Source organism: Marinobacter suaedae (assembly GCF_030519635.1).
GTDB classification, from domain to species: domain Bacteria; phylum Pseudomonadota; class Gammaproteobacteria; order Pseudomonadales; family Oleiphilaceae; genus Marinobacter; species Marinobacter suaedae.
Genome location: NZ_JAUMIS010000001.1, coordinates 1,320,710 through 1,342,330, shown reverse-complemented (window position 1 = coordinate 1,342,330; position 21,621 = coordinate 1,320,710). Strand labels below are relative to the sequence as shown.

The following is a 21,621-nucleotide window of genomic DNA, read 5'->3' as shown; positions in this document are numbered from 1 at the left end:
CGCTGCTGACATTCCCTGACGGTTCGATAACCTGAAATCACGAGGCGACCGGAACGTGACCGGACGCAGGTTCAGATTCTTGATGGACAGGAGAACCGCTATGAAGGTGAAGCACCTATTGATGAGCAGTTGCATGGTTGCCCTGCTGGCCAGCGGGACATCGGCACTGGCTGGTGAGCGTGCTCATTCTGGTCGGGATGGAGCCCTGCAGAACGCGCACAAACAGCTCACTATTCTGAAGGCTGAATACCACCGTGATCGCAGGGATCATGACCGGGACCGGCATGACAGTCACCGTCCTCACAAGCGGGACCATTACCGGGACCGCGATCGGCACCACAGCCGTGATGGCCATCACCATCGCAAGCATCACGGCTATAGCCGCCACGACCGTCATCGGCACGGGCATGGGCATCGCAAAGGTCACTACCGCCATGACCGCCGCCACTATGGTAAATGGCACCATGGCCATCATGGTCACCGGCACGGTTACCGGACCGGTGGGCACCACTCTGTTTCCCCCGAATTTCGGGTAGCGAGAATTATCCACAATACCCGTGAGCTTATACGGGATTCCCATCGCTGAAAACAGTGTGGTGCAGGGATGCCCCCGGAAGTTGGGGGCATCGAAAGCTATCGTTTAAAGCCCCCGCACTGGCACGGATTCGTCCTCAAAAAACTGACCGTTCTTGAGGTAGTGAATGACCTGGGCAATGACCTCATCGTCCTCCATCATGAAAGGATGGGTAACCGGCATTGTGATGTGGTCGTTCATCCCTTCAAGCCTGGTGTTTTCAACGGACACTTTCCCGTCATCCGTGTCAGGGATCAGGGTCGATAAAATCCAGTTGATGCTCTGTGTTCCCGCAATAATGCCAACATCGAACCGGGCCTTGCCCAGCGCCTTCGGCACGCTTAGCTCGCCTGTGCCCAACTGCAGCCCGGCATCGCCGTTAATAAAGTGAAAGCCCGGTACATCCCGCAGTTCATCGACCACTTCGCTACCTTGATTTGGCGGGCCCAGCATCACCACCCGGCCAAGGTTCTCGATACTGTGCTCGCTAAGATACTGGCGCACCAGAATCCCGCCGAGCGAGTGGGTGACGAAGTTTACCGCCATGCCCTCGGGGCATTTTTCGAGTGCCGGAGGTATGGCCAACTGCGTCAGTTCCTCAATCGGATGGTCCCGGGACGGATAGGTGTCGTTGATCGGGAAGAAGCCCGCATCGAGCAGGGCGTGTTCAAGCGTTTCCATGGAGCCTGCGGTTCTTGCAAGACCATGCAGAAGCACCACGCAAGACGCTGCGGCGGGCAGGGAAAAGGCCAGTAATGCCGCTAACAACAGTACTCTCATTTCAGTAGACAGCCTCAACGAGTCAAAAGCCAGCAGGTGCCCGCTCAATGCGTTCTTCGAACAGAAACAGGCCCTGAACCTAGTTTCGCATATTTAGCTTCAGGGCCATCTGGGTCAGGCCGCAACCTGGCAATTACGCTTTGAATCTGTGGATGGCTGGCGAATCGTTCTGTGCCGCCAGCCAATCATCAGCAGGGGCACCACGATCATCAGGCTGCCCGCCACGAACCAGAGGTCCGGCACTTCGCTGAACCCGATCCAGCCAATACACACCGCCCAGATCAGGCCAGTGTATTCGGCACTGGTTACCTGATTGGCATCCACCTGCCGGTAGGCCAGTAACACCGTCACGTTGTAGCCCAGAATGAACAGTGCCGAGCCCAGGGCGCTGGTGAGCATGCTGAAATCCATCGGTGCGCCTTCCCACAGGGCCAGGGCGCCGGCCATGGGCAACAGCAGCAGGTAGTTCAGGAACAGCTTGTGGACGGTGGACTGCTCTGCCGGGAGCCGACGCACCAGTACGGCGGCCAAAGCCAGAGCCAGCGCCGCGCCCAGGGCCGCGATCGCTGCCCAGTTAAATTCGACCGGGCGCAGAATCACGACAATGCCCAGAAAACCACTGACCACCGCACCGGTGCTGAGCAGTGTCAGGCGCTCCCGGAACAGGGCGGCGGCCAGCACCATCACCAGAATGGGCGCGGCATAGAACACCGCGTTGGCCGTGGCCAGCGGCAGGTTGCCCAGTGCGACCACCATGCACAGAATGCCGCCCAGCTGGATGTGCGCCCGCAGGGCATGGATTTTCAGGCCGGTGAATAGGTGCCGGCGGCTCACCTGCTTCGCCAGGGGCAGCAGCAGAAGCAGGGTGATCAGCGATCGCAGGAACGCGAACTGGAACACCGGGGCCTCCGGTTCCAACAGCTTTACGAACACATCCGAAATCAACGCCAGGGCGTTGCCGATGACCAGCAGGATAATTGCGCCGTGGACAGTTTTGCCTGACATACCCTCACCTCTCTGCATTGAAGATCCAACCAGCCTGGAAAAGCACCGATTGGGTATTCCAGGGACGAGAAGTGTAGGGTTGAACTAATATCCGATAAAATGATCTTTATTATTCAATTATTAGAAAATTAGATAATGAAACTGCCTCCCCTGAAAGCGCTTCCGGTGTTCGAGTCTGTGGCCCGGCTGAACAGCTTCTCCCTCGCTGCGGAGGAGCTGGCGGTCAGTCAGAGCGCCGTCAGCCACCAGATCAAACAGCTGGAAACCTACCTTGGTGAACGCCTGTTCTGGCGCAGTGGCCGTACGCTGACCCTGACGGACGAGGGCCGCCAGTACCTGGATGCCATCAGTTCCGCCTTGCTCCAGATCGAGCGCGCCAGCGAGCAGCTGTTGGGGCACGAGGAGTCCCGCTTGCGGCTGTCGGTGTTCAGCTCCTTTGCCGTGCGCTGGCTGGTGCCCCGGTTGCCGGAGCTGAAACGGCTGCAACCCCAGGTGGACCTGGCGCTGGAGATGAGCACCGAGAATCCGCAATTGTCGGATCGGGTGGCGGACTGCTTTATTACCGTGAACAAGGGGTCCCCGGCCTACAGTTACGAGTTGCTCTACGTCGAACGTCTGTTCCCGGTGTGCAGCCAGGATTACTGGATGAGGATTCGCCGGCACCTCGGGCGCGAGAATCCGGAAGACGAAGCACTGCCGATCTCATGCGACGCCATCAGCGAATTCCCGTTGCTGTCCACCCACAGCATTTTTGATAAAGCCGCCGGCGACTGGCAGGCCTGGTTCCGGGAGGTGGGCGAGGTGATTCCGGAAAAAGCCAAGATCCAGCATTTCAGCCACATGCTGCTGGCACTGGAAGCGGCGCGGTTTCATCAGGGCATTGCCCTGACCAACGATTACATGCTCAGTACCCGCAGCGATTCGGAAGATTTCGTTCGCTTGCCTTGCCACTCGGTCATGACCGGCGACAGCTTCTACTTTGCCTGGAAAACCAGTCGACGAGGCGAACGGGGCTTGCAGTTGCTGCGGCGCTGGCTGGTCGATGAGGCCATTCAGTCGGGGCTGCGGGGGGATGAGTTGCCAGTTACATGAAACCTCAAAGCATGAACGAGCGTTAACTGATGAAAGGCCACCAACGTGGTAGTTTCGCTACAAACCTGAAGTTCGGAGTAGGTAACGTTTATGAAATCCGTTTTGTTGATCGCCCTGATGGGCATGATGGTGGGCGCAGCGCCGGCCCTGGCCAAGTCCTCTCACAATGAACTGCCTCCGGGCCTGCAGAAGAAGGTAGCAAAGGGCGGACAGCTGCCCCCGGGCTGGCAGAAAAAGCTCAATGGTTACCACCGCGGTGATCGCCTGGACCACGATCATTATCATTACGGTGATATCTACGACATGGGCAATGGCCGCCAGCGGGTGGAAATTGAGGACCGTGTTTACACCATCATCAAGGATACCCGGGAAATCATCGATATTCTCAACCGGCGCTGATGGCTGAAAGTCCGGGCCAGACACGTATCTGGCCCGGCCCCCCGGTCATTTCCTGGCCGGTCGTTCCACCACCTTCCGTTTGCCTTTCGCGCACCGCGACAGCGCCTTCAGCCCCTCGCTGTCGAACGCGTCTACCCGAAGTACGTCGTACAGGGCGGTCAGCGCTTCCTCCAGTTTGTCGCATTCATCGGCCTTAACGATGCCCTGGGCACAGGCCCAGTCCACCAGTTCCTTGCGCTGATGGCCCATCAGCAGGGCAATGCCGTCCAGCTCATCCTCGTCCCGGTTGCGGATGGCCTGGTGCAGACGGTCACGCATGCCGGCGGTTTCGTGGGCCAGGCGGTAGGCATTCAACACACGGCCCAGCGGATCATCGGGGCTTTCGTTCACATAGGTCCCACGGGCAATGCGGTGGCGCACGGGCGTGTCATCAACAATGGTGCGAGCCACCTTGGAGCCCAGGGTGTCGTCGGGGCCGTTCAGGCCGGTGGCGCCGAGAGGGAACACCAGCAGCCGCAGCGGCCAGCGAAGTGCCGGTACCGGGAAGTTGATGATGGCGTCCCGCATGGACGACTGCAGATCCCTCAGGCAGGTGTGCAGGCACCATTCCACCAGGGGCCTTTGGTCATCCGGGTAGCCTTCCTCGTGCCATTGCTTGATCACCGCAGTGGCGTAATACAGATGCGTCAGGCAGTCCGCCATGCGGCCAGACAACCGCTGGCGCGCCTTCAGTCCGCCGCCAACGGTGAGTAGCGTCACGTCGGTCATCAGGGCAAAGGCGGCCGAGAACCGGGCCAGCTGCCGGTAGCAGGGCTTGATGTTGCCCTCCGCGGGCACGGGTTCCGGCAGGCCCCGGGTCAACCCGAGTACCAGGGACCGGAGGGCGTTGCGGGTGGTGTGGGCCAGGTGCCGGTAGAAGATGCCATCGAATTTCTTGGCGGCCTTGTCCTCATCGGTCATGCCAGCCGCTTCGATTTCTTCCACGATGAACGGATGGCAGCGAATGGCGCCCTGGCCGAAGATCATCAGGCTGCGGGTCAGGATGTTCGCGCCTTCCACGGTAATGCCGATGGGCACGGCCTGATAGGCCCGGGCCAGGAAGTTGCGGGGGCCGGTAATGACCGCCCGGCCAGCGGCAACGTCCATGGCGTGGTTAATTACCTCCCGCATCAGGTCGGTGTTGCGGTATTTCAGCACCGCCGAAGGCACGGAAGGCCGCACGCCCCGGTCCAGCATGCCGGAGGTCAGCAGGCGGGCGGCGTCCATCATGTAGGTATAGCCGGCCATGGGCTCCAGGGCTTCCTGAACACCTTCGAACTGGCTGATGGACCGGCCAAACTGTTCACGGGTATAGGCGTAGGCTCCGGTGGCCAGACACGCCACCTTGCCGGCGCCGGTGCCCAGAGCCGGCAGGGAAATGGAGCGGCCAATGGACAGGCATTCCAGCAGCATGGTCCAGCCCTTGCCCAGCATGTCCTGGCCGCCAATGACCTGTTCCATGGGGATGAACACCTCGGTGCCCCAGGTCGGCCCGTTCATGAACACGGTATTCATCGGCAGGTGCCGGGTGCCGGCATTGACCCCGTCGGTGTCCCGCGGCACCAGCACGCAGGTCACGCCGATGTCGTCGTTCTCTCCGAGCAGTTTGTCCGGGTCGTAGACCTTGATGGCCAGGCCGATCAGCGTAGCCACCGGGGCCAGGGTGATGTAACGCTTGTTCCAGGTAACCTTCAGGCCCAGCACTTCCTCGCCGTTCCACTGACCCTTGCAGACAATGCCCTTGTCGGGAATGGCGCCGGCATCCGAACCCGCCACGGGAGAAGTCAGGGCAAAGCAGGGGATCTCCTCGCCCTTGGCGAGGCGGGGCAGGTAGTGATGCTTCTGCTCGTCGGTGCCGTAATGCATCAGCAGCTCACCCGGGCCGAGGGAATTGGGCACCATGACGGTGACCGCCGCAGACACGCTGCGGGTGGAAATCTTCATCACGATTTCAGAGTGGGCGGTGTTGGAAAAACCCAGTCCGCCTTCATCCTTGGGGATCACCAGCCCGAAAAATCCTTTGTCCTTCATGAATTTCCAGACTTTCTCAGGCAGGTCGTAATGTTCGTGGGTGATTTTCCAGTCGTCGAGCATGGCGCAGAGCTTTTCAACCGGCCCGTCGATAAAGGCCTGCTCTTCACTGGTCAGGTATGCCGGCTGAGCGTCCAGCAGCTTGTTCCACTCCGGTTGGCCGGAAAACAGCTCGCCATCCCAGTCGACAGAGCCAGATTTCAGGGCTTCCGACTCGGTATCGGAGAGGGTTGGCAGGCGGCTGCGAACCCAGCCAAGCAGGGGCCGGCTCAGTTTATCCAGGCGGAGATCTCCGGGGATGACCAGTACCAGGGCCAGCGCGAGCAGCACGCCGCCGATCAGAACACTGGCCAGGTGCCAGTCGTCCTGAATGACCCCTACCAGGGTGGCAACGGCCATGACAGCAGCGGCGGTTTTGCCACCAATACTGAAGTAAATCAGTACCAGGGCACTGATCAGCAGAAGCAGAACACTCATCGGGGACCTCCCAGTCGCGGTGATTTGGGTGCGCTATGTGCCTACCATCGATCAAATTTTGATCTGGTGCAACCGTTTCCACCCGCCCGGTTTTGTTGCGGCAGTCACCGCGCGGCTGAAAATTCTCCCGGTGTTGAAGCCGGCACCAGAGCGGACTTTCCCGGCAATTTGACAGGGCTATCCGGCGATCTAGTGTTATAGATACTCACTCCCTCGCCCGATTGTGTGGTTCGCCAGCGACGGATTGCCAGCGGGCGCATAACGTTGCCCGCAGACCTCAAACCAGCACTGCTAGTTAGGGAGAACTACATGAAACGTCAATTATCCGGGGCAAGGTCCTTGCGCCCTCTTTCCATCGTTTTGTTTGCCTTGCTCTGGTCCGTCCATGCGCTGGCGGCTGACAAGCCCAACGTACTGGTGATCATGGTGGACGATGTGGCACCCAATTCTCTGAGTGCCTACACCTTTGGCATGCAGTATCCGACCCCGAACATTGATCGCATCGCCAATGAAGGCGCGCTGTTTACCGATCATTACGCCCAGCCCAGTTGCACCGCTGGCCGGGCGGCTTTCCTCTTTGGTCAGCTGCCGATCCGGACGGGTTTGACCACCGTTGGCCAGCCGGGCAACCCGCTGGGCATTCGGGAGGAAGACCCGACGCTCGCAGAAATCCTTAAGGAAGAAGGCTACATGACCGCCCAGTACGGCAAGAACCACCTGGGGGACCTGGACCAGCACCTGCCGACACTCCATGGCTTTGATGAGTTCTATGGCAACCTGTACCACCTGAACGTGTCCGAGGAGCCGGAACAGGCGGACTACCCGAAAGATGAGGAGTTCCGGGAACAGTTCTATCCCCGGGGTGTGATTGAGTCCTACGCCACCGAAGACGGTCAGACGGTAAAAGACACCGGTCAGCTCACTCGCGAGCGGATGAAGACCTTCGATGAGGAAATCCTCAAACGTAGCATCGATTTCATGACGCGGGCGAAGGACGACGACAAGCCGTTCTTTATCTGGCACGCCACCAGCCGGATGCACGTGTATACCCATCTGAAGGAAGAGAATCGCAACCTGGCCACGCCCATCAGCTCGGCGGAAGACATCTTCGGCAGTGGCCTGATGGAGCACGATGGTCACGTGGGGCAGTTGCTGGACAAGCTTGAGGATCTGGGCATTGCCGACAACACCATCGTGATTTACACCACCGACAATGGTCCTGAACAAAGCAGCTGGCCCGATGCCGGCACCACCATGTTCCGGGGTGAGAAAATGACCACCTGGGAAGGTGGGGTGCGTGTGCCCTTCCTGGTGAGGTGGCCGGACAAGATCCCGGCCGGCCTCAAGCTGAACGGGATTTCATCCCACGAGGACGTCTTGCCCACCATCGCAGCGGCAGTCGGTCGCCCGAACATCGGTGAAGAGCTGGCGGAATCCCACAAGGTAAAGATCGACGGTTTCAATAACCTGGATTACTGGATGGGTGAGGCGGACGAGTCCGCCCGTAACTTCTACCTGTACTACTACGAGTCCAGCCTGACGGCGGTTCGTGCCGGGCCCTGGAAGATCCACTTTGCCACCAAGCCGGGCGGTCGCTATTACGAGGATCTGGTGTTCCACACCATGCCCAAGCTGTTTAACCTGCGAAAAGATCCGTTCGAGCATTACGATGGCGTGACCGGTTTCCACCAGATCATGCGCAAGAGCTGGGTGATCCAGCCAGTGATTGCTGCCCTGACCAGGCACCTGGAGTCGTTCAAGGAGTTCCCGCCACGTCAGGAAGCCGCCTCACTGAATATCAACGAGGCCATCGAGAAGGCCAAGTCCTCCGTCACCGGGCATTAACGTCACGGTTTGAGAGCCCGACACCACCGCTCGCCAGAAACGGCGGCCGGTGGTGTTTTTCGTTACGGGAATCAGAGGTAGCCCTGGGCAAACACCAGCCCCAGTACAATGGGCATCACCACCAGACTGCCCAGATTGCTGAGCAGAACCAGCGAGGCCACCTTGTGGGGTTCCTGTTGGTACTGCTCCGCCACCATGTAATTGAGCACCGCCGGGGGCAGGGCGGCGAACACCCACAGACAGGCCACCTGCAGGCCGGGCAGATCCATCAGTTCGATCATCGGCCAGGCCAGGAGCAGACCGCTGGCAGGGCAGGCAATCGCTCCGAGCAGGCCGATCTTCCAGTCACTGAAGTCGATTTCCAGCATCCGCACGCCAAGGGCAAACAGCATCAGCGGAATGCAGACGCCACCGAGCATGTTCAGGGTTTCCAACAACCACTCCGGCAAGGGCACACCGCCAAGATTGACCGACAGGCCGGCGATACTGGCAAAAACGATCGGCAGCCGCAGGCGCTTGAGCAGGGAGGTATGCGGGTCCAGCATGTGTAACCCGATGGAAAAATGCAGCAGCATCTCGACAATGAACAACACGATGGCCGCCGGCAGCGCTGCGTCTCCGAAGGCAAACACCAGCAGAGGAATCCCCATGTTGCCGGAGTTGTTGAACATCATCGGCGGCAGGAAGGTCTTGAGGTTGAGCTTCAGGACTTTGGCCAGCGGGTAAAGCACGATGCCGGAGCCCAGAACCACCACTGCGCCCGCCAGCGCCAGATGGGCGTAGTCCTGCAACGGCGCCTTCTGGTCCGCCAGTACGGAGAACACCAGCATGGGCACGAACAGCTCCATGTTGAGCACGTTCAGGCCCCGGATATCCGGGGTGCGGTAACGACCGTAAAGTGCGCCACAGCCGGCAATCAAAAACACCGGCAGCAGGGTGGACAGGATTTGACCAACCATCAAAAAGGCTCCGACGAAACTCCGAAAACAGGGGCGAAAACCGTTAGCTTCGCAAGTATTGTGCTGCTTCGGCAAGCACTTAACACGCCCTGTTCGACCAAAGCCTAAGAAACTCCTGGGCGATTCTGTTGGCGGTTGCGGCAGCGATCGCCGCTCGCCACAATACCGGCAGCTTCAGCCAGAACGTCCATCGTTTACAGAGGGAATCAGATCGTGAGCAGTCCTTTCGACCAGTCCGTCAACCGCGACCAGACCTGTGCGGTGAAGTTTGATGCCCGCAAGACCGTGTTCGGACGGGAGGATGTGATTCCGGCCTGGGTGGCGGACATGGACTTTGCGGCGCCGGAGGCGGTCACCCGTGCCCTGGTAGAGCGGGCAAGGCACCCCGTGTACGGCTATACCCTGTTCCCAGACAGCCTGTACCAGGCAATGATGGACTGGTACCAGACCCGGCATGGCTGGCGTATTGAAAAGGAGTGGATCCTGATGGTCCCCGGCGTGGTGCCATCGTTGAACGCAGCCTGCCTGGCCTTTGCGAAAGAAGGCGAGGGCGTCATCATCCAGCCGCCGGTGTACCCGCCGTTCTTCAATTCCATCCGGCAGACCGGGCGCACCGTGATCGAAAACCCGCTGATTCAGGAGCCGGGCGTAGATGGAGAATCGGGGCAGTACCGCATGAATCTGGACCATCTGGAGGCCTGCGCCGCTCAAACGGACGCCCGGATGCTGATGTTGTGCTCTCCCCATAACCCTGTGGGCCGTGTCTGGTCCCGCCAGGATCTGGAGGCGGTACTGGATATCGCTCGCCGCCACGATCTGGTGGTGCTGTCCGATGAAATCCATTGCGACCTGACCTTCGACGACAGCCCCAGGCACCACGTACTGGCAACCCTGGCCAGGCCCGGCGACAAGCTGGTCACGGCGGTGGCTCCGAGCAAGAGCTTCAACCTTCCGGGGCTGGGGCTGTCGGCTCTGGTCATTGAGGACGAGGCCTGTCGCAGAGCCATGCTGGCGGAATTCCAGCGCCTGCATGTGTTGCAGTGCAACCCGTTCAGTGCGGTCGGGTTCGAAACCGGCTACCGGGAAGGGGCTCCCTGGCTGGATGAACTGCGGGACTACCTGAAGGGGAATCGGGATTATGTGGTGCAACGGGTGCGGGAAAGTCTGCCGGGCATTCGGTGTACCGCGCCGGAGGCCACCTATCTGATGTGGCTCGATTGCCGGGAGTTGGGCCTTTCCGATGCGCAACTGAAGCGGTTCTTTGTCCAGCAAGCGGGTGTCGGGCTGAACCCCGGCATCACCTTCGGCGAACCGGGGTCCGGCTATATGCGACTCAACATGGGGTGCCCACGCTCGGTTCTGACCGAGGTACTCGACCGGATCGAGGCTGCGCTCAGGGCCAGGGGCTGATCACCGCCCGGGGCTGATCATTACCCCTCGGTGGCCATTTTCAGGGCGCAGTGGTCTTCCACTTCCTGCCATAACGGTGGCTCCTCCATGCCGGGCATATCGCCGCCGGTGGTTTCAATCGCCTCCCAGACCATACCTCCGTGCATCACCAGGTTGCCCGGCTCATATTCCGCGGCGAACCGCCACTGCTCGGGACGCTCACACACGCCGGGCGCGGTTTCGCCCGGTGCCGGTGCGGCCGGCTGCTTGCCCGGTTCGGTGGCTTCGGCGGCCTCCTGCTTGGCTTTCTGTTCAGAATCGCACTCCGGCACCTCGTCCAGGGCCTTCCAGTCAAAGGCAATACCCGGCTCCTTGCCCTCGTTCACCAGACGGGCTTCAAACCAGCGGTCGTTGTGAAATACCGCAGTGCCTGCCTTGTAGTAACGGCTCGGATCCCAGGCGGAGTCGTCGGGATCGCAGGGTTCTGCGAGTGCTGCGGTCGTCAGCCCCAGACCGAGGAACAGGAGAAGGGTGGTAACAAGAGACTGTCGAGCGACAATGCCAGACATTTTGGCCTCCTTGGTTTACTCCGAGAGAGGGTTGGCGGGCGGTCGTCGGCCAAGCCGGGTCGCCAGCACCAATCCTGTCAGGATAAGCAGTCCGCCCAGAACATGAAACCGGCCAAGCGATTCGTTAATAAACACACTGGCCAGCACGGTTGCGTAGACGGGAGTCAGGTACATAAAGATAGCAGCCCTTGAGGGGCCAATGCGGTGCACACCGTGGTTCCAGAAGGCAAAGGCGAGAATGCCTGGAAAAATGGCCACGTACAGCAAAGGCAGTGTGGTGTCGCCCGACACGGTAAAACCACCGGAAAAGAACATCAGATCGACCAGATAGAACGGCAGAATGACCAGCGTGCCGAGCAAAATCTGGGCGGTCAGGAAGGTGAGTGCGGGCAGGGGCACGGCCTGGCGCCGAAGCAGCACGGAAAACAGTCCCCAGCTGAACACCGCCGCCACCATGATCAGGTCACCCGGCTGGGCATCCAGCCCGGTCAGCACCGTGATATCCCCCCGGGATACCACCACCAGAATACCCAGCACCGCCAGGGCGATGCCCAGAACCTGAATGGGCCGGGTACGGTCGCCCAGCAGCAGCCAGGCCAGAAGCGCGACAAAAATCGGGATGGTGGCGTTGATCAGGGCAATGTTGGTGGCCGTGGTGCTGACGGCGGCAAAGTACAGCAGGGAATTGAAGGCGCCGACGCTGAAGGTGGCCAGCGCCAGCATGGAACCCAGGTGTTGCCGGATGACCAGGCGATGGCGCCAGAGCCCGGGCAGGCCAAATGGCAGCAGGATGGCCAGGGCTATGACCCAGCGCCAGAACGACATCGACAGCGGCGGTATCTGCTCGACGGTGCTGCGGGCCACCACCGCGTTGCCGGCCCAGAACAGTGGCGTGACCACCAGTCCGGCGTAGGCGAGGCGAAGTTTACCGCTCAGTGATTCTGCGTTTTCCGAAGCCACACAAATCCTCTCAGGTCAGGGGGTTAGGAAAACGCACAGGGTACTACTCTGCCGGGATTTCTGCCTCTGTACCAATGTGGTAGGCGGCGAAGCCGGCCATCACCACCTGATCCACCGCCATGCCAATCACCCGGCCATTGCTGTGGGCGCGAATGGGGTACTGGGCGTTGGTGATCGGATCGGCCACGTAGCCCAGGACTTCACCTTCCGAGACGTGGGCGCCCAGATCCACTTCGCTGAACAGGATGCCGCCGTGCTGGGCGCGGATCCAGTCGGAATCGTAGTACACCGGTTCCGGTTCACCCCAGACAAACATGCGCGAGGTCATGCCCTGTTTTTCCATCAGACTGGTCAGGCTGTTTACCCCGGCTTCAATCTGATGTTCCTGGATGCGATGGGACTCGCCGGCTTCCAGGGTCACCGCCACAATACCGGCGGCTACGGCTGCCGAGCGGAGCATGCCCGAGGAGCCTGAGCTGTGGACAACGGCCATGCGGTCAAAGCCCTGGGTGAAGGTGGCGACGTCCGGATTGTTCATGTCGGCCCGCAGCTGCGGCAGGTTGGTGCGCTTGAGCGAGCCGGTATGGATGTCCACCAGCATGTCGCACTGGCGAATGACGTTCTCGAACAGTGAGTGGGCAATGCGGTCGGCCAGGCTGCCGTCGGGGGAGCCGGGAAAATGCCGGTTCAGGTCCCGTCGGTCCGGCAGGTAGCGGCTGCCCTGCTGGAAGCCCGGCAGATTGACAATGGGCACACCAATCACCCGCCCGGACAGTTCTTCCGGGTCCAGGTCGTAGATGGTGCGCCGGACAATTTCGATACCATTGAGTTCGTCGCCGTGAATGGCACCGGTCAGGCACAGGGTCGGGCCGGCATGGATGCCATTGACCGCCAGAACCGGCGTAGGCTGGGACAACCCGGGAATCTGGATGCCCGGTGACCAGGCCAGCCTTGCCGAGGAACCCGGAAGCACCTCGCTGCCAAGCAGCGACAGGGGGGCTGCGGGCTGGGGCGAGGGCAGGGCCTCCATCACGATCGCCAGGGATTCATCCGGTATCTGTGCGACAGGATTGGCGGCCAGATCTGCTGGGCTCTGGCTGCCAGGTGTCGTCAACTCGGCGGCGGTTCGTTCGGCGGGGCCTGTCGTGAGGGTGCCTATCTCGGGAGGTGCGACCGGTTCACCGCGCAGGGTGGACTGCTCAACTTCCTCAACACTTTCATCCGTTTCCAGTTCGTTGATAATCGGGGTGACCCGGTCCGGCTCTTCCTGCGCGGAATCCAGGTTCGCCAGAGCCGGGGCGGCTGAGCCCAGCAGCAGTGTCAGAGGCAGTGATCGAAACAGGGTCATTGCACGGTGACGGGGTAACAGCATAGGTCCTCACGGGTCGACAGAATGCGCCAAGCATAGGGCGCTGCTGGCGGTCATGAATACTGCTGTGACAAAGCCGTAATGCCACCTTCATGAAAAGCCGGGTAACAAGTTTCTGGCAGGCTGGCCGGGAGACCGGCAGCTGCTATTTTTTAATCAATGAGCTTGTTATAGCCCGGGGAGGCATTGAAGAATATGGACCTTTTGCGAATTTTGATTGCGATTCTGTTACCACCGTTGGGTGTGTTTTTACAGGAGGGGATCGGCAAGCATTTCTGGATCAATATCCTGCTGACCTTGCTCGGGTACATACCCGGCATCGTGCATGCGGTGTATATCATCGCCAAGAAGTGACCCCTTCCATGGGGTCTGCTGGAGCGGTATCTCAGGTGTGACGGGTGCTGTACCACTGGTTGTCCTGCTGCCGGGCCCGGTCTTCGGCCTCCAGCTTCAGCAGGTGCGCCAGGGCGGATCGGGCCGCCAGGCCGTGCATGATCGACGGTAGATCGTCATAGGCCCTGGCAGTCACGGCCTTCAGGTCGGCTGGCGCCAGGCTTTCGAGCGCCCTGGCGATCTTGTGTTCCCGGGTCAGCCGGTGGGTGATCAGGTAGTCAATCACCGCCTCGGCCTGGGCCATCAGGAATCCATGCCCCGGCGCAATGTAGCGGATGGGTTCGGCCAGCAGGCCGTACAGCGATTCCACATACGCTTTCATATCGCCGTCCGGCGGATTAATAACCACCGTTGAACCCTGCATGATGTGATCCCCGGCAAACAGCAGCTCCTGCTCGGTGAGCAGAAAGCACACATGATTGGAGGCGTGCCCGGGGGTGTGCAGCACCTTCAGTGGGCCGGCATCGGTCATGATGATTTGCCCATGGGTGGGCTGTTCGTCGGCACTGAAGTCGCTGTCCTGCAGGCCGTCATCGGGCGCATGCATGCCCACCAGGGTACATCCGGTGTCCCGGCGCAGGGCCTTGGCCCCCGGTGAGTGGTCCCGGTGGGTGTGGGTCACAAGGACCTGATCAATGCGTCCGTTCGTCAGCGCCAGAATGGCCTGCAGGTGGTCGGGGTTATCCGGACCCGGATCGATGACGGTAAACCGGTCGTGCCCCAGAATGTAGGTGTTGGTGCCGGGGCCAGTCATCAGGCCGGCGTTCGGGGCGGTCAGCCGGCGCACCCGGGCGGCGATCTCCACAGGCTCGCCGGGGACAATTTCGGCGCGCACCGAGCCTTCGCCTTCCGGATCCAGTTTGGCGGCTTCGTCGTACGCCGGCGCCCCTGGTTCCAGCATGACCGGCTTACCTTTTCGCAGGGCAGGCCAGGGCGACTCCGGATTGGCTTCGGGCGGGTTGGCGTGGGCATAACGCATCAGGGCGCTGGTGTTGTCAAAATCGCTCAGAATTCTTAGCGTGCGCAGGGTGGGCAGGCCCAGCAGCCGTGTGCCGGAACGGTGATCCTCCAGTGCCTGTGCTGGACTGATCCACAGGTGGTCGATGGTTTCCTGGCCATCGTGGGAGGCCATCTGACCTTCTGGTGCGGCGGTGACGAAAAAGCGGGTATCAAAGCGGCGCGGTGGGCCAGGTGGGGTGACCCAGTGACTCAGGTAGGCGAGGCGATCCAGCGGGATGGTCAGTCCATGATGCTGACAAACCCCGGCCAAGGTCTGTTCGCCCATGAACACGGCCTGGCGCTGTTCATGTACCGGGTGATTGCCGGAAATCAACTGCCCGCTTTGGTCCTGTGCCAGCAGGATGCCGGCTTCTTCAAAGCACTCCCGCACCGCGGCGAGCATGTAATCCTGCCCGCCTTCGCTGAGACTCATGATCTGGCTGATGTCCGAATCGTCCGGTCCGGCCGTGTGGTGACGGGCATCGGATTCCGCCGGATCGAGGGCCCCGCCGGGAAACACATGGTAGCCGGGCAGAAAAATCGCGTCCCAGGAGCGCTGTAATAACAGCACTTCGATCCCTTCAGCGCTATCTCGCGTAAGAATCAGTGTGGCGGCGGGACGGATTTCCATAGCGAACCTCTGGGCCAGACATTCAACGGGTGGTTTGCCACAAGATAACAGGAATTGGCTCGGGATTTACCCTGTTGCAGGGAAGAACCGGAACCACGGTGGCCATTCGCGCGTACTGAACTATATTCGTTGACTTCGGCAATCACACCGATCGCCTCGGGTGGCGAAAATCAGCTTGTTTCCTAACGTCGGGTTGCTCTCATGGAACGGACGGCCAATCAAGAGCTCATCGCGCTGACTTCCCTCCGGGGCGTGGCAGCCTTGTTCGTGATTTACCACCACCTCATGTACGTGCTGCTGCCGAACATCGGGTATTCCATGCCCGGCGAGTTGTTCCTCAAGTCCTATCTGTGGGTTGACCTGTTTTTTATTCTCAGTGGTTTTGTCATCGCCTATGTCTATCAACACCGGTTCCGGCGCGCGGAGAACCGACCCACTTATCGGTCGTTCATCAAATCGCGATTCGCCCGGGTTTATCCGCTTCACCTGTTTATGCTGGGCCTGTTTGTTGTTTACGAAGGTGTGCAGTGGCTGCTGACCGCCGTAGGTGCCGACGGCATGCAGTACCTGGCGACACCGTTTACCGGCAAACAGAGCATTGAAAGCCTCATGACCAACCTGTTTCTGGTCCAGACCCTCCATTGGGAGGCGTACTGGAACGAGCCGGCCTGGTCGATCAGTGCCGAATGGCTGATCTACCTGATCATGCCCTTGGTGCTGGTGGGCATGGGCGGCCTGAGGCAGCCCTGGCTGGTGTTGTTGGCGGCTCTGGCGTTTGCGCCGTTGGTCTGGATCGAGCAACGGTTTGGCGATCTTGGGATTCTGTTCGCCGGCTGGCCCATGCTGCTCCGGTGCCTGGCCGGGGCCGTGCTCGGCATTGTGATGTTCCGGTGGTTCAAGGCTGGCCGGTTCGCCCGGCTCGCGTCCGCGAAGCTGGCCCTGCCGGTACTGGCAGTGAATCTGGTGCTGCTGTACTTTCCTGTTTCACACGTTCTGTCTGTGGCGGGCTTTGCCCTGTTGGTGCTGTGTTCAGCGCGGATACCCGCGCAATCGGGCCATATTCTCAACCATTCGTGGCTGCATTACCTGGGCAAGATTTCGTATTCGGTTTATCTGGTGCACTGGCTGTTTATCGACCTGTTCAGGGATGCCAGCCTGTTCCTGACCGGCCGTCATATCTACGAGGTGCTGCCAGCGCCGGCCCAATGGGCCATGTTTCTGCTGGTTCCCGGTCTGGTTATCCTGATCTCCCACTGGACGTACCACAGGGTGGAACTGCCGTGTCGTGAGCGGCTGAAAAGCGCCTCCTTCCGCGAACTGGTTGGTGCGGGCTTCCGGCGGGTCAGCCCGTGGCGTCTCAAGGCCGGTAAAGCGAAGGGCAGGGCCATGTCTGACCGGTAAAAGGGGGGCGCGGGATGAACCTCGGGGACCAAGTGGGTATGATGCGGCCTCCTCCCTATCCGCCTGAAAGGACGTTGCAGTGGCCAGAGTCCAGCTCGAATTCCCCGATGAGGTGTTCCGTTTCGAAACCTGCATGCCGGTTCGCATCACCGACATCAACGGTGCCAATCACCTGGGCAATGATGCCCTGATCTCCATGCTGTCCGAAGCCCGGGCGCAGTTTCTGGTGAATTTTGGCCTTCAGGAAGCCGGCCAGGACGGTATCGGTATCATCGTCACGGATCTGGCCACCATGTATCAGTCCGAGTCCTTCTTTCCGGAGATGCTCCGGTTCGAGGTTGGGGTTATGGATTTCAACAAGTACGGGGGCGATTTCGTGTTCCGGGTGACCAAGGCCCAGAGCGGTCAGCCGGTGGCCATGGCAAAATACGGGTTTGTTTTCTTTGACTACCGGAAAAAGCAGGTTTCCCCCATGCCTGAAGACTTCCGTTCACGCTTGGGCTGAGGCAACCCGGGTCCGCAGGCCGTTCATGCCGGCCCGGTAAAAGCTGTAGGCCATCGCGCCGGCGAACAGGTTGCCGATGGTCGCCCCGGTCATCAGTCCGTAAATGCCCCCGAGCTGACTGCCGATCCACAGCAATGGCAGGAAGCAGAGGAACAGCCGCAGGGTGGACACCAGCAGGGCCCGCATGGCCAGTCCCAGTGCGTTGCACACCGAGACCATCAGCATACATACCCCCAGGCCGGCGTAGCTGAGTGGAACCCGTACCAGGTAGCCCGCCAGAACGTCCTGGACTTGCCCATCGCTGCTGAACAGCTCCGACACCAGGCCGGACGCCACCAGCCAGATCAGGCCAATGGCCAGCTGCCAGACCACCACGAAGCGAACGCCAATCCGAACCAGCTTGCGGATCTGTTCGATGTCCCCGGCACCGAGCATCCGGCCCACCATGGGGGGCATGGACATGGTCAGGGCCAGCACCACCACAATGGAGAAAAATTCCAGGCGGGTGCCCAGGCCCCAGGCAGCCACGGCGGCCGAACCGAACCCGGCCACCAGGGCGGTGGCCAGCATGGCGGACAACGGCGGCATCAGCTGACTGACCATGGCCGGTGCCATAATGCCGTTCAATTCCCTCAGTGCCCGCCCCAGGGCAAGCTGGCCCAGATCGAAGCGGGCCCATTGGCGTTTCAGGATCTTGGGGTAAATCACCAGGCAGCCCAGCGCAAAGGAGGTCACCGTGGCCCAGGCGGCGCCGGGCAGGCCCCAGTCAAAAACAAATATGTAGAGTGGGTCGAGCGCAATATTCAGCAGGCTGGTGGCCATCATCATGTAGCCGGGCAGCTTGGTGTCGCCGTGGGAGCGGCACACGCTGTAGCCGAAGTACAACACGGCACCGGTCCAGGCGGCGATCAGCCAGGGCAGCCAGTAACTGCGGATCATGGGCAGCAGGGTCGCTTCGGCGCCCAATGCGGTCATGATCTGTGACTGGAACAGCCACAGGCCCAGACAGAGCAGCAGTACCAGCGCACCACCGACGGTGATCACCAGACCACCCAGCCGGAAGGCCCGCAGTTCATCCCCGGCGCCAAGGGTGCGGGAAATGATCGCCGTGGTGGCGATGCCAAGGCCCACCTGCAGGCCGATGATCAGCTGCTGCATGGGCAGGGTAAAGCCCAGCGCGGCCAGGGGATCCCGCCCCAGTTGACCGATGAAGGCACTGTCGGCCAGCTGGAAGGTCATCAGCGACAGCACGCCAAACAGCATGGGCCAGGTCATGGAGTAGAGCTGGCGGGACAGGCTGGTGTTTTCGGGGAGGCTGCTCACGATTCGGCTTGAGGGCTCTGCTGGCAAATGGGGCCGGGATTTTAACAGGTCTGCCGGTGCATGCCTGCTGAGCCGGGTCGTGGGTTATGCGGACCCGGCCGGCGAAGCGAACCGCGAAGGCGGTGGATTGATGGGCTCAGAGTACGTCCAGTGCGGCGTTGTAATCCGGTTCGTCTTTGATTTCCGGCACCAGCTGGCTGTGCAGAACCCGGTTGTTTTCGTCCAGCACCACCACGGCCCGGCTGCAGAGTCCGGCCAGCGGGCCATTCTGGATGGCTACGCCGTAATCCTGCTGGAAACTGTAATTGCGGAAGGTGGACAGGGTGACCACGTCTTTAAGGCCCTCCGCACCGCAGTACCGGGACGCGGCAAAGGGCAGGTCGGCCGAGACCACCAGCACAACGGTGTTCTCCAGGTTGCTTGCCTGTTCATTGAACTTGCGGGTAGAGGTCGCACACACACTGGTGTCGATGCTGGGAATGATGTTCAGTATCTTGCGCTGGCCAGCCCAGCTTTCGAGTTTTACTTCTTCCAGTGCACTGTTGGTCAGGGTGAAGGGCGGGGCGTATTCTCCCGCAGCCGGGAAATGGCCGCTCAGTTCCAGGGGGTTACCGTCGAGTGTGACCTTGCTCATTCAGTGGGGCTCCAGCCGTTGCTCATAACAAAAACAGGGCCTGAACTGCCGTCCGGGACCCTGTCTGCTCCATGACTACCTGTGCGAAAGTATAGTCAAGCTAGGGCATGGCGGCGATGTAGTCGGCCAGCGGCTCGATGTCTCCACTGTCCACCGCGCGCATGATCTTCACCATCGGGCTGTTGGCGCGGGCTGACTTGCCTTGTTTGAAATCGGTCAGTGCCTTGATCAGGAATTCCTTTTTCTGCCCCGCCAGACGTGGCATGTCACGGTTGCCCTCACCCTGTTCGCCGTGGCAGGCGAAACAGAAGTTCTGGTATTTTTCCCGGCCCAGTTTCGACGCTGATACCGCGGTCTGAGCGGTGACGGGTTGGCTGGCGAAAAACAGCGACAGGTTAACCATTTCATCGGCGGTCAGCATCCGGCCCACCTGCTCCATCACGTAGCTTTCCCGTTCACCGGTGGCGAACAGGTGGAACTGTTTGAGCAGGTATTCGGGGTTCTGGCTGGCCAGGTTGGGGATGTGGTTGCGGACACTGTTGCCGTCCCTGCCATGACAGTAGCCACACAGTTGGGCGCGTTCCTGACCGGCGGCAATGGCGTCGGCGGTTTGTCCGGGATGCTGGCGTATCTCGTTCATGCGGTCCAGCATGTGTGGATAGTTCTGGGCCTGAGCTGTTGCGCTTGCGCACAAGGCACTGCAGGCAATGATCAGTCCGCCAATGGTCAGACGCATGGTTCCCCCTCCTACAACAACTCAGCCAGTGTGATCACTGGCCCGGACTTTGAGTAACGCGGGGAAACTAAAGGCTTGCGCCGGTTTGCTCAATCGAAAAACCGGCCGGAGACGCTGAATTTGCCGAAAACCTGAGCCAAATCAAAAGGACGGCGGAAGGCCACCGGAGCCTCTTGCAAAGGCTCTGGTGGCAGGTCATCAGTTAGCGGACGCGCCCTGTGGCTCGAAGCCGCGGGCGGGATGCCGTTGTACCAGCAGCAGATGGCTGGCCAGCGCCGCGCAGGCGCAGATGGCGATGATGGTGGCCATGACCATGGACGTGCCATCGTGCAGGTAGCCCACCAGTACCCCGGCGACGGCGGCCGTGGCCATCTGGACGAAACCGAACAGGGCCGAGGCCGAGCCGGCCATACGGGGAAAGTTAGCCAGCGCGCCGGCCATGGTCTGGGGCAGCAACAGGCCGGTGCCCACCATGAACAGCGCCTGGGGCAGGACCACCGCCCACACATTGTAGAGGCCGGACAGCGCCAGGGCTGCCATCAGGCCACCCCCGGCGACGGCAATCACCAGTCCGCGGACCAGAATCTGGTCTGGCATAAGCGTGCGTCCCAGGCGAACGGCGGCCAGATTGCCCACCACATAGCCCACCACCATGCAGGCGAAGTAGAGCCCGAAATGCTCGGGCGCCACACCCAGGAATTCGATCAGTACGAACGAGGAGCCGGACAGGAAGGCAAACAGGCCGCCGTACACCATGGCATTGGTCAGCGTGTAGCCCACAAAGCTGATGTCGGTACCAATACGGCGATAGTTGCGCATCAGGGAGCACAGGCGCAGGGGCTGTCGGTATTCCGGACGCATGGGCTCGGGAATACCGAAGGCCACGACCAGGGCCATCAGCAGGCCGTAGGCACCCAGGACCAGGAAGATGGAATGCCAGCCAAGGCCGGAAACCAGCACACCGCCCACGGTCGGCGCGATCGCCGGGGCCAGGGCCATGATACTGGCGACAATGGCCAGGATCCGGGCAGCGTCCCTCGGGCGGTAGATATCGCGGATGGTGGCACGGCCCAGGACCGGACCGGCGGAACCGCCGACCGCCTGCAGGAAGCGGCACACCATCAGGGTTTCAATGGAGGTGGCCATGGCGCAGCCAATGCTGGCCAGGGCGAACAGAATCAGGCCACCGACCATGATCGGCTTGCGGCCAAACCGGTCGGACAGGGGACCACAGATCAGTTGGGCAAGGGCGAAGCCGGCCAGGTACAGGCTCAGGGTTAACTGGACCTTGTCCGTGCCCACACCAAAATCGCTGCCAATCTGCGGCAGGGCCGGCAGATACATGTCCGTGGCGAGCGGGCCAAGGGCGACCGCCGCGGCAAGCAGAATGGTTGTCCAGACACTGGTCAGTGCGAGCATGGTGTGTTCCGTAATCCCTTAAGTCCACTGGAATTAGTGGGCAGGACACGGAGTCTAGTGGCCGGCGGGGCAGAAGATAACAACCGGCGGGC

The 21,621-nt window shown here is 60.9% G+C and carries 20 protein-coding genes; 8 read left to right on the top strand and 12 right to left on the bottom strand.

Annotation, left to right across the window (positions count from 1 at the left end; translation table 11 throughout):
* The first annotated feature begins 100 nt into the window (after positions 1–100).
* Positions 101–586, top strand: coding sequence for a hypothetical protein (locus QVZ43_RS06205; protein WP_302909257.1), 486 nt, complete (start codon positions 101–103; stop codon positions 584–586).
* A gap of 54 nt (positions 587–640) precedes the next feature.
* On the opposite strand, the gene QVZ43_RS06200 is transcribed toward QVZ43_RS06205, so the two are convergent.
* Both QVZ43_RS06200 and QVZ43_RS06195 read right to left on the bottom strand, forming a co-directional pair.
* On the bottom strand, positions 641–1,354 hold the full coding sequence (locus QVZ43_RS06200) for an esterase/lipase family protein (protein WP_302909256.1): 714 nt from the start codon (positions 1,352–1,354) through the stop codon (positions 641–643).
* Between the two features lie 114 nt (positions 1,355–1,468).
* A complete protein-coding gene (locus QVZ43_RS06195) occupies positions 1,469–2,359 on the bottom strand; it encodes a DMT family transporter (protein ID WP_302909255.1) in 891 nt (296 codons plus the stop codon).
* Between the two features lie 135 nt (positions 2,360–2,494).
* Between QVZ43_RS06195 and QVZ43_RS06190 the strand changes: the two genes are divergently transcribed.
* Both QVZ43_RS06190 and QVZ43_RS06185 read left to right on the top strand, forming a co-directional pair.
* Positions 2,495–3,451: a LysR family transcriptional regulator gene (locus tag QVZ43_RS06190; RefSeq protein WP_302909254.1), complete on the top strand. Its 957-nt coding sequence runs from the start codon at positions 2,495–2,497 to the stop codon at positions 3,449–3,451.
* Positions 3,452–3,541: 90 nt separating this feature from the next.
* Positions 3,542–3,850, top strand: a complete 309-nt coding sequence (locus QVZ43_RS06185; RefSeq protein ID WP_223794949.1) for a hypothetical protein — start codon at positions 3,542–3,544, stop codon at positions 3,848–3,850.
* 45 nt (positions 3,851–3,895) lie between these two features.
* Here the strand turns inward: QVZ43_RS06185 and QVZ43_RS06180 are convergent, their stop codons facing one another.
* Positions 3,896–6,397, bottom strand: coding sequence for an acyl-CoA dehydrogenase (locus QVZ43_RS06180; RefSeq protein ID WP_302909253.1), 2,502 nt, complete (start codon positions 6,395–6,397; stop codon positions 3,896–3,898).
* Between the two features lie 309 nt (positions 6,398–6,706).
* On the opposite strand from QVZ43_RS06180, the gene QVZ43_RS06175 reads away from it, so the two are divergent.
* The gene (locus QVZ43_RS06175; protein ID WP_302909252.1) at positions 6,707–8,242 is read left to right on the top strand and encodes an arylsulfatase; all 1,536 of its coding nucleotides are present in this window, start codon (positions 6,707–6,709) and stop codon (positions 8,240–8,242) included.
* A 71-nt stretch (positions 8,243–8,313) separates the two neighbouring features.
* On the opposite strand, the gene QVZ43_RS06170 is transcribed toward QVZ43_RS06175, so the two are convergent.
* Entirely contained in the window at positions 8,314–9,201 is an 888-nt protein-coding gene (locus tag QVZ43_RS06170; protein WP_302909251.1) for an AEC family transporter, read from the bottom strand.
* 210 nt (positions 9,202–9,411) lie between these two features.
* Between QVZ43_RS06170 and QVZ43_RS06165 the strand changes: the two genes are divergently transcribed.
* Positions 9,412–10,611, top strand: coding sequence for a MalY/PatB family protein (locus tag QVZ43_RS06165; RefSeq protein ID WP_302909652.1), 1,200 nt, complete (start codon positions 9,412–9,414; stop codon positions 10,609–10,611).
* Between the two features lie 20 nt (positions 10,612–10,631).
* Here QVZ43_RS06165 and QVZ43_RS06160 read toward each other — a convergent pair whose 3' ends face one another.
* Genes QVZ43_RS06160 through QVZ43_RS06150 form a run of 3 tightly spaced genes read right to left on the bottom strand, consistent with a single transcriptional unit; the run spans position 10,632 to position 13,491 of the window.
* Positions 10,632–11,159, bottom strand: a complete 528-nt coding sequence (locus tag QVZ43_RS06160) for a carbohydrate-binding protein (RefSeq protein ID WP_302909250.1) — start codon at positions 11,157–11,159, stop codon at positions 10,632–10,634.
* 15 nt (positions 11,160–11,174) lie between these two features.
* Positions 11,175–12,119 carry a DMT family transporter gene (locus QVZ43_RS06155; protein WP_302909249.1) on the bottom strand — a complete coding sequence of 315 codons (945 nt, stop codon included), beginning with the start codon at positions 12,117–12,119 and terminating at the stop codon, positions 11,175–11,177.
* A gap of 43 nt (positions 12,120–12,162) precedes the next feature.
* Positions 12,163–13,491, bottom strand: a complete 1,329-nt coding sequence (locus QVZ43_RS06150) for a succinylglutamate desuccinylase/aspartoacylase family protein (protein WP_223794943.1) — start codon at positions 13,489–13,491, stop codon at positions 12,163–12,165.
* Between the two features lie 192 nt (positions 13,492–13,683).
* Here QVZ43_RS06150 and QVZ43_RS06145 point away from each other — a divergent pair, with 192 nt between their 5' ends.
* A complete protein-coding gene (locus QVZ43_RS06145) occupies positions 13,684–13,842 on the top strand; it encodes a YqaE/Pmp3 family membrane protein (protein WP_223794942.1) in 159 nt (52 codons plus the stop codon).
* Between the two features lie 31 nt (positions 13,843–13,873).
* Here the strand turns inward: QVZ43_RS06145 and QVZ43_RS06140 are convergent, their stop codons facing one another.
* Positions 13,874–15,511: an MBL fold metallo-hydrolase gene (locus QVZ43_RS06140; RefSeq protein ID WP_302909248.1), complete on the bottom strand. Its 1,638-nt coding sequence runs from the start codon at positions 15,509–15,511 to the stop codon at positions 13,874–13,876.
* A gap of 201 nt (positions 15,512–15,712) precedes the next feature.
* Between QVZ43_RS06140 and QVZ43_RS06135 the strand changes: the two genes are divergently transcribed.
* Together QVZ43_RS06135 and QVZ43_RS06130 are read left to right on the top strand one after the other, a co-directional pair.
* Positions 15,713–16,912, top strand: coding sequence for an acyltransferase family protein (locus tag QVZ43_RS06135; protein ID WP_302909247.1), 1,200 nt, complete (start codon positions 15,713–15,715; stop codon positions 16,910–16,912).
* Between the two features lie 79 nt (positions 16,913–16,991).
* Positions 16,992–17,417, top strand: coding sequence for a thioesterase family protein (locus QVZ43_RS06130; RefSeq protein WP_302909246.1), 426 nt, complete (start codon positions 16,992–16,994; stop codon positions 17,415–17,417).
* Here the strand turns inward: QVZ43_RS06130 and QVZ43_RS06125 are convergent.
* The 4 genes from QVZ43_RS06125 to QVZ43_RS06110 form a co-directional block, all read right to left on the bottom strand.
* Positions 17,403–18,692 carry an MATE family efflux transporter gene (locus QVZ43_RS06125; protein ID WP_420890904.1) on the bottom strand — a complete coding sequence of 430 codons (1,290 nt, stop codon included), beginning with the start codon at positions 18,690–18,692 and terminating at the stop codon, positions 17,403–17,405. The genes QVZ43_RS06130 and QVZ43_RS06125 overlap by 15 nt on opposite strands.
* A 184-nt stretch (positions 18,693–18,876) precedes the next feature.
* The gene (gene tpx / locus QVZ43_RS06120) at positions 18,877–19,374 is read right to left on the bottom strand and encodes a thiol peroxidase (protein ID WP_223794937.1); all 498 of its coding nucleotides are present in this window, start codon (positions 19,372–19,374) and stop codon (positions 18,877–18,879) included.
* 100 nt (positions 19,375–19,474) lie between these two features.
* Positions 19,475–20,110, bottom strand: coding sequence for a c-type cytochrome (locus QVZ43_RS06115; protein ID WP_223794936.1), 636 nt, complete (start codon positions 20,108–20,110; stop codon positions 19,475–19,477).
* A gap of 198 nt (positions 20,111–20,308) precedes the next feature.
* Positions 20,309–21,529 carry a Bcr/CflA family multidrug efflux MFS transporter gene (locus tag QVZ43_RS06110; RefSeq protein WP_302909244.1) on the bottom strand — a complete coding sequence of 407 codons (1,221 nt, stop codon included), beginning with the start codon at positions 21,527–21,529 and terminating at the stop codon, positions 20,309–20,311.
* Positions 21,530–21,621: the final 92 nt, after the last annotated feature.

Bases quoted from the DNA above. Each gene is read 5' to 3' on its own strand.
- QVZ43_RS06205 (WP_302909257.1), top strand. From the start codon at position 101: ATGAAGGTGAAGCACCTATTGATGAGCAGTTGCATGGTTGCCCTGCTG.
- QVZ43_RS06200 (WP_302909256.1), bottom strand. From the start codon at position 1,354: ATGAGAGTACTGTTGTTAGCGGCATTACTGGCCTTTTCCCTGCCCGCC.
- QVZ43_RS06195 (WP_302909255.1), bottom strand. From the start codon at position 2,359: ATGTCAGGCAAAACTGTCCACGGCGCAATTATCCTGCTGGTCATCGGC.
- QVZ43_RS06190 (WP_302909254.1), top strand. From the start codon at position 2,495: ATGAAACTGCCTCCCCTGAAAGCGCTTCCGGTGTTCGAGTCTGTGGCC.
- QVZ43_RS06185 (WP_223794949.1), top strand. From the start codon at position 3,542: ATGAAATCCGTTTTGTTGATCGCCCTGATGGGCATGATGGTGGGCGCA.
- QVZ43_RS06180 (WP_302909253.1), bottom strand. From the start codon at position 6,397: ATGAGTGTTCTGCTTCTGCTGATCAGTGCCCTGGTACTGATTTACTTC.
- QVZ43_RS06175 (WP_302909252.1), top strand. From the start codon at position 6,707: ATGAAACGTCAATTATCCGGGGCAAGGTCCTTGCGCCCTCTTTCCATC.
- QVZ43_RS06170 (WP_302909251.1), bottom strand. From the start codon at position 9,201: ATGGTTGGTCAAATCCTGTCCACCCTGCTGCCGGTGTTTTTGATTGCC.
- QVZ43_RS06160 (WP_302909250.1), bottom strand. From the start codon at position 11,159: ATGTCTGGCATTGTCGCTCGACAGTCTCTTGTTACCACCCTTCTCCTG.
- QVZ43_RS06150 (WP_223794943.1), bottom strand. From the start codon at position 13,491: ATGCTGTTACCCCGTCACCGTGCAATGACCCTGTTTCGATCACTGCCT.
- QVZ43_RS06145 (WP_223794942.1), top strand. From the start codon at position 13,684: ATGGACCTTTTGCGAATTTTGATTGCGATTCTGTTACCACCGTTGGGT.
- QVZ43_RS06140 (WP_302909248.1), bottom strand. From the start codon at position 15,511: ATGGAAATCCGTCCCGCCGCCACACTGATTCTTACGCGAGATAGCGCT.
- QVZ43_RS06135 (WP_302909247.1), top strand. From the start codon at position 15,713: ATGGAACGGACGGCCAATCAAGAGCTCATCGCGCTGACTTCCCTCCGG.
- QVZ43_RS06125 (WP_420890904.1), bottom strand. From the start codon at position 18,692: ATGACCTGGCCCATGCTGTTTGGCGTGCTGTCGCTGATGACCTTCCAG.
- tpx (WP_223794937.1), bottom strand. From the start codon at position 19,374: ATGAGCAAGGTCACACTCGACGGTAACCCCCTGGAACTGAGCGGCCAT.
- QVZ43_RS06115 (WP_223794936.1), bottom strand. From the start codon at position 20,110: ATGCGTCTGACCATTGGCGGACTGATCATTGCCTGCAGTGCCTTGTGC.
- QVZ43_RS06110 (WP_302909244.1), bottom strand. From the start codon at position 21,529: ATGCTCGCACTGACCAGTGTCTGGACAACCATTCTGCTTGCCGCGGCG.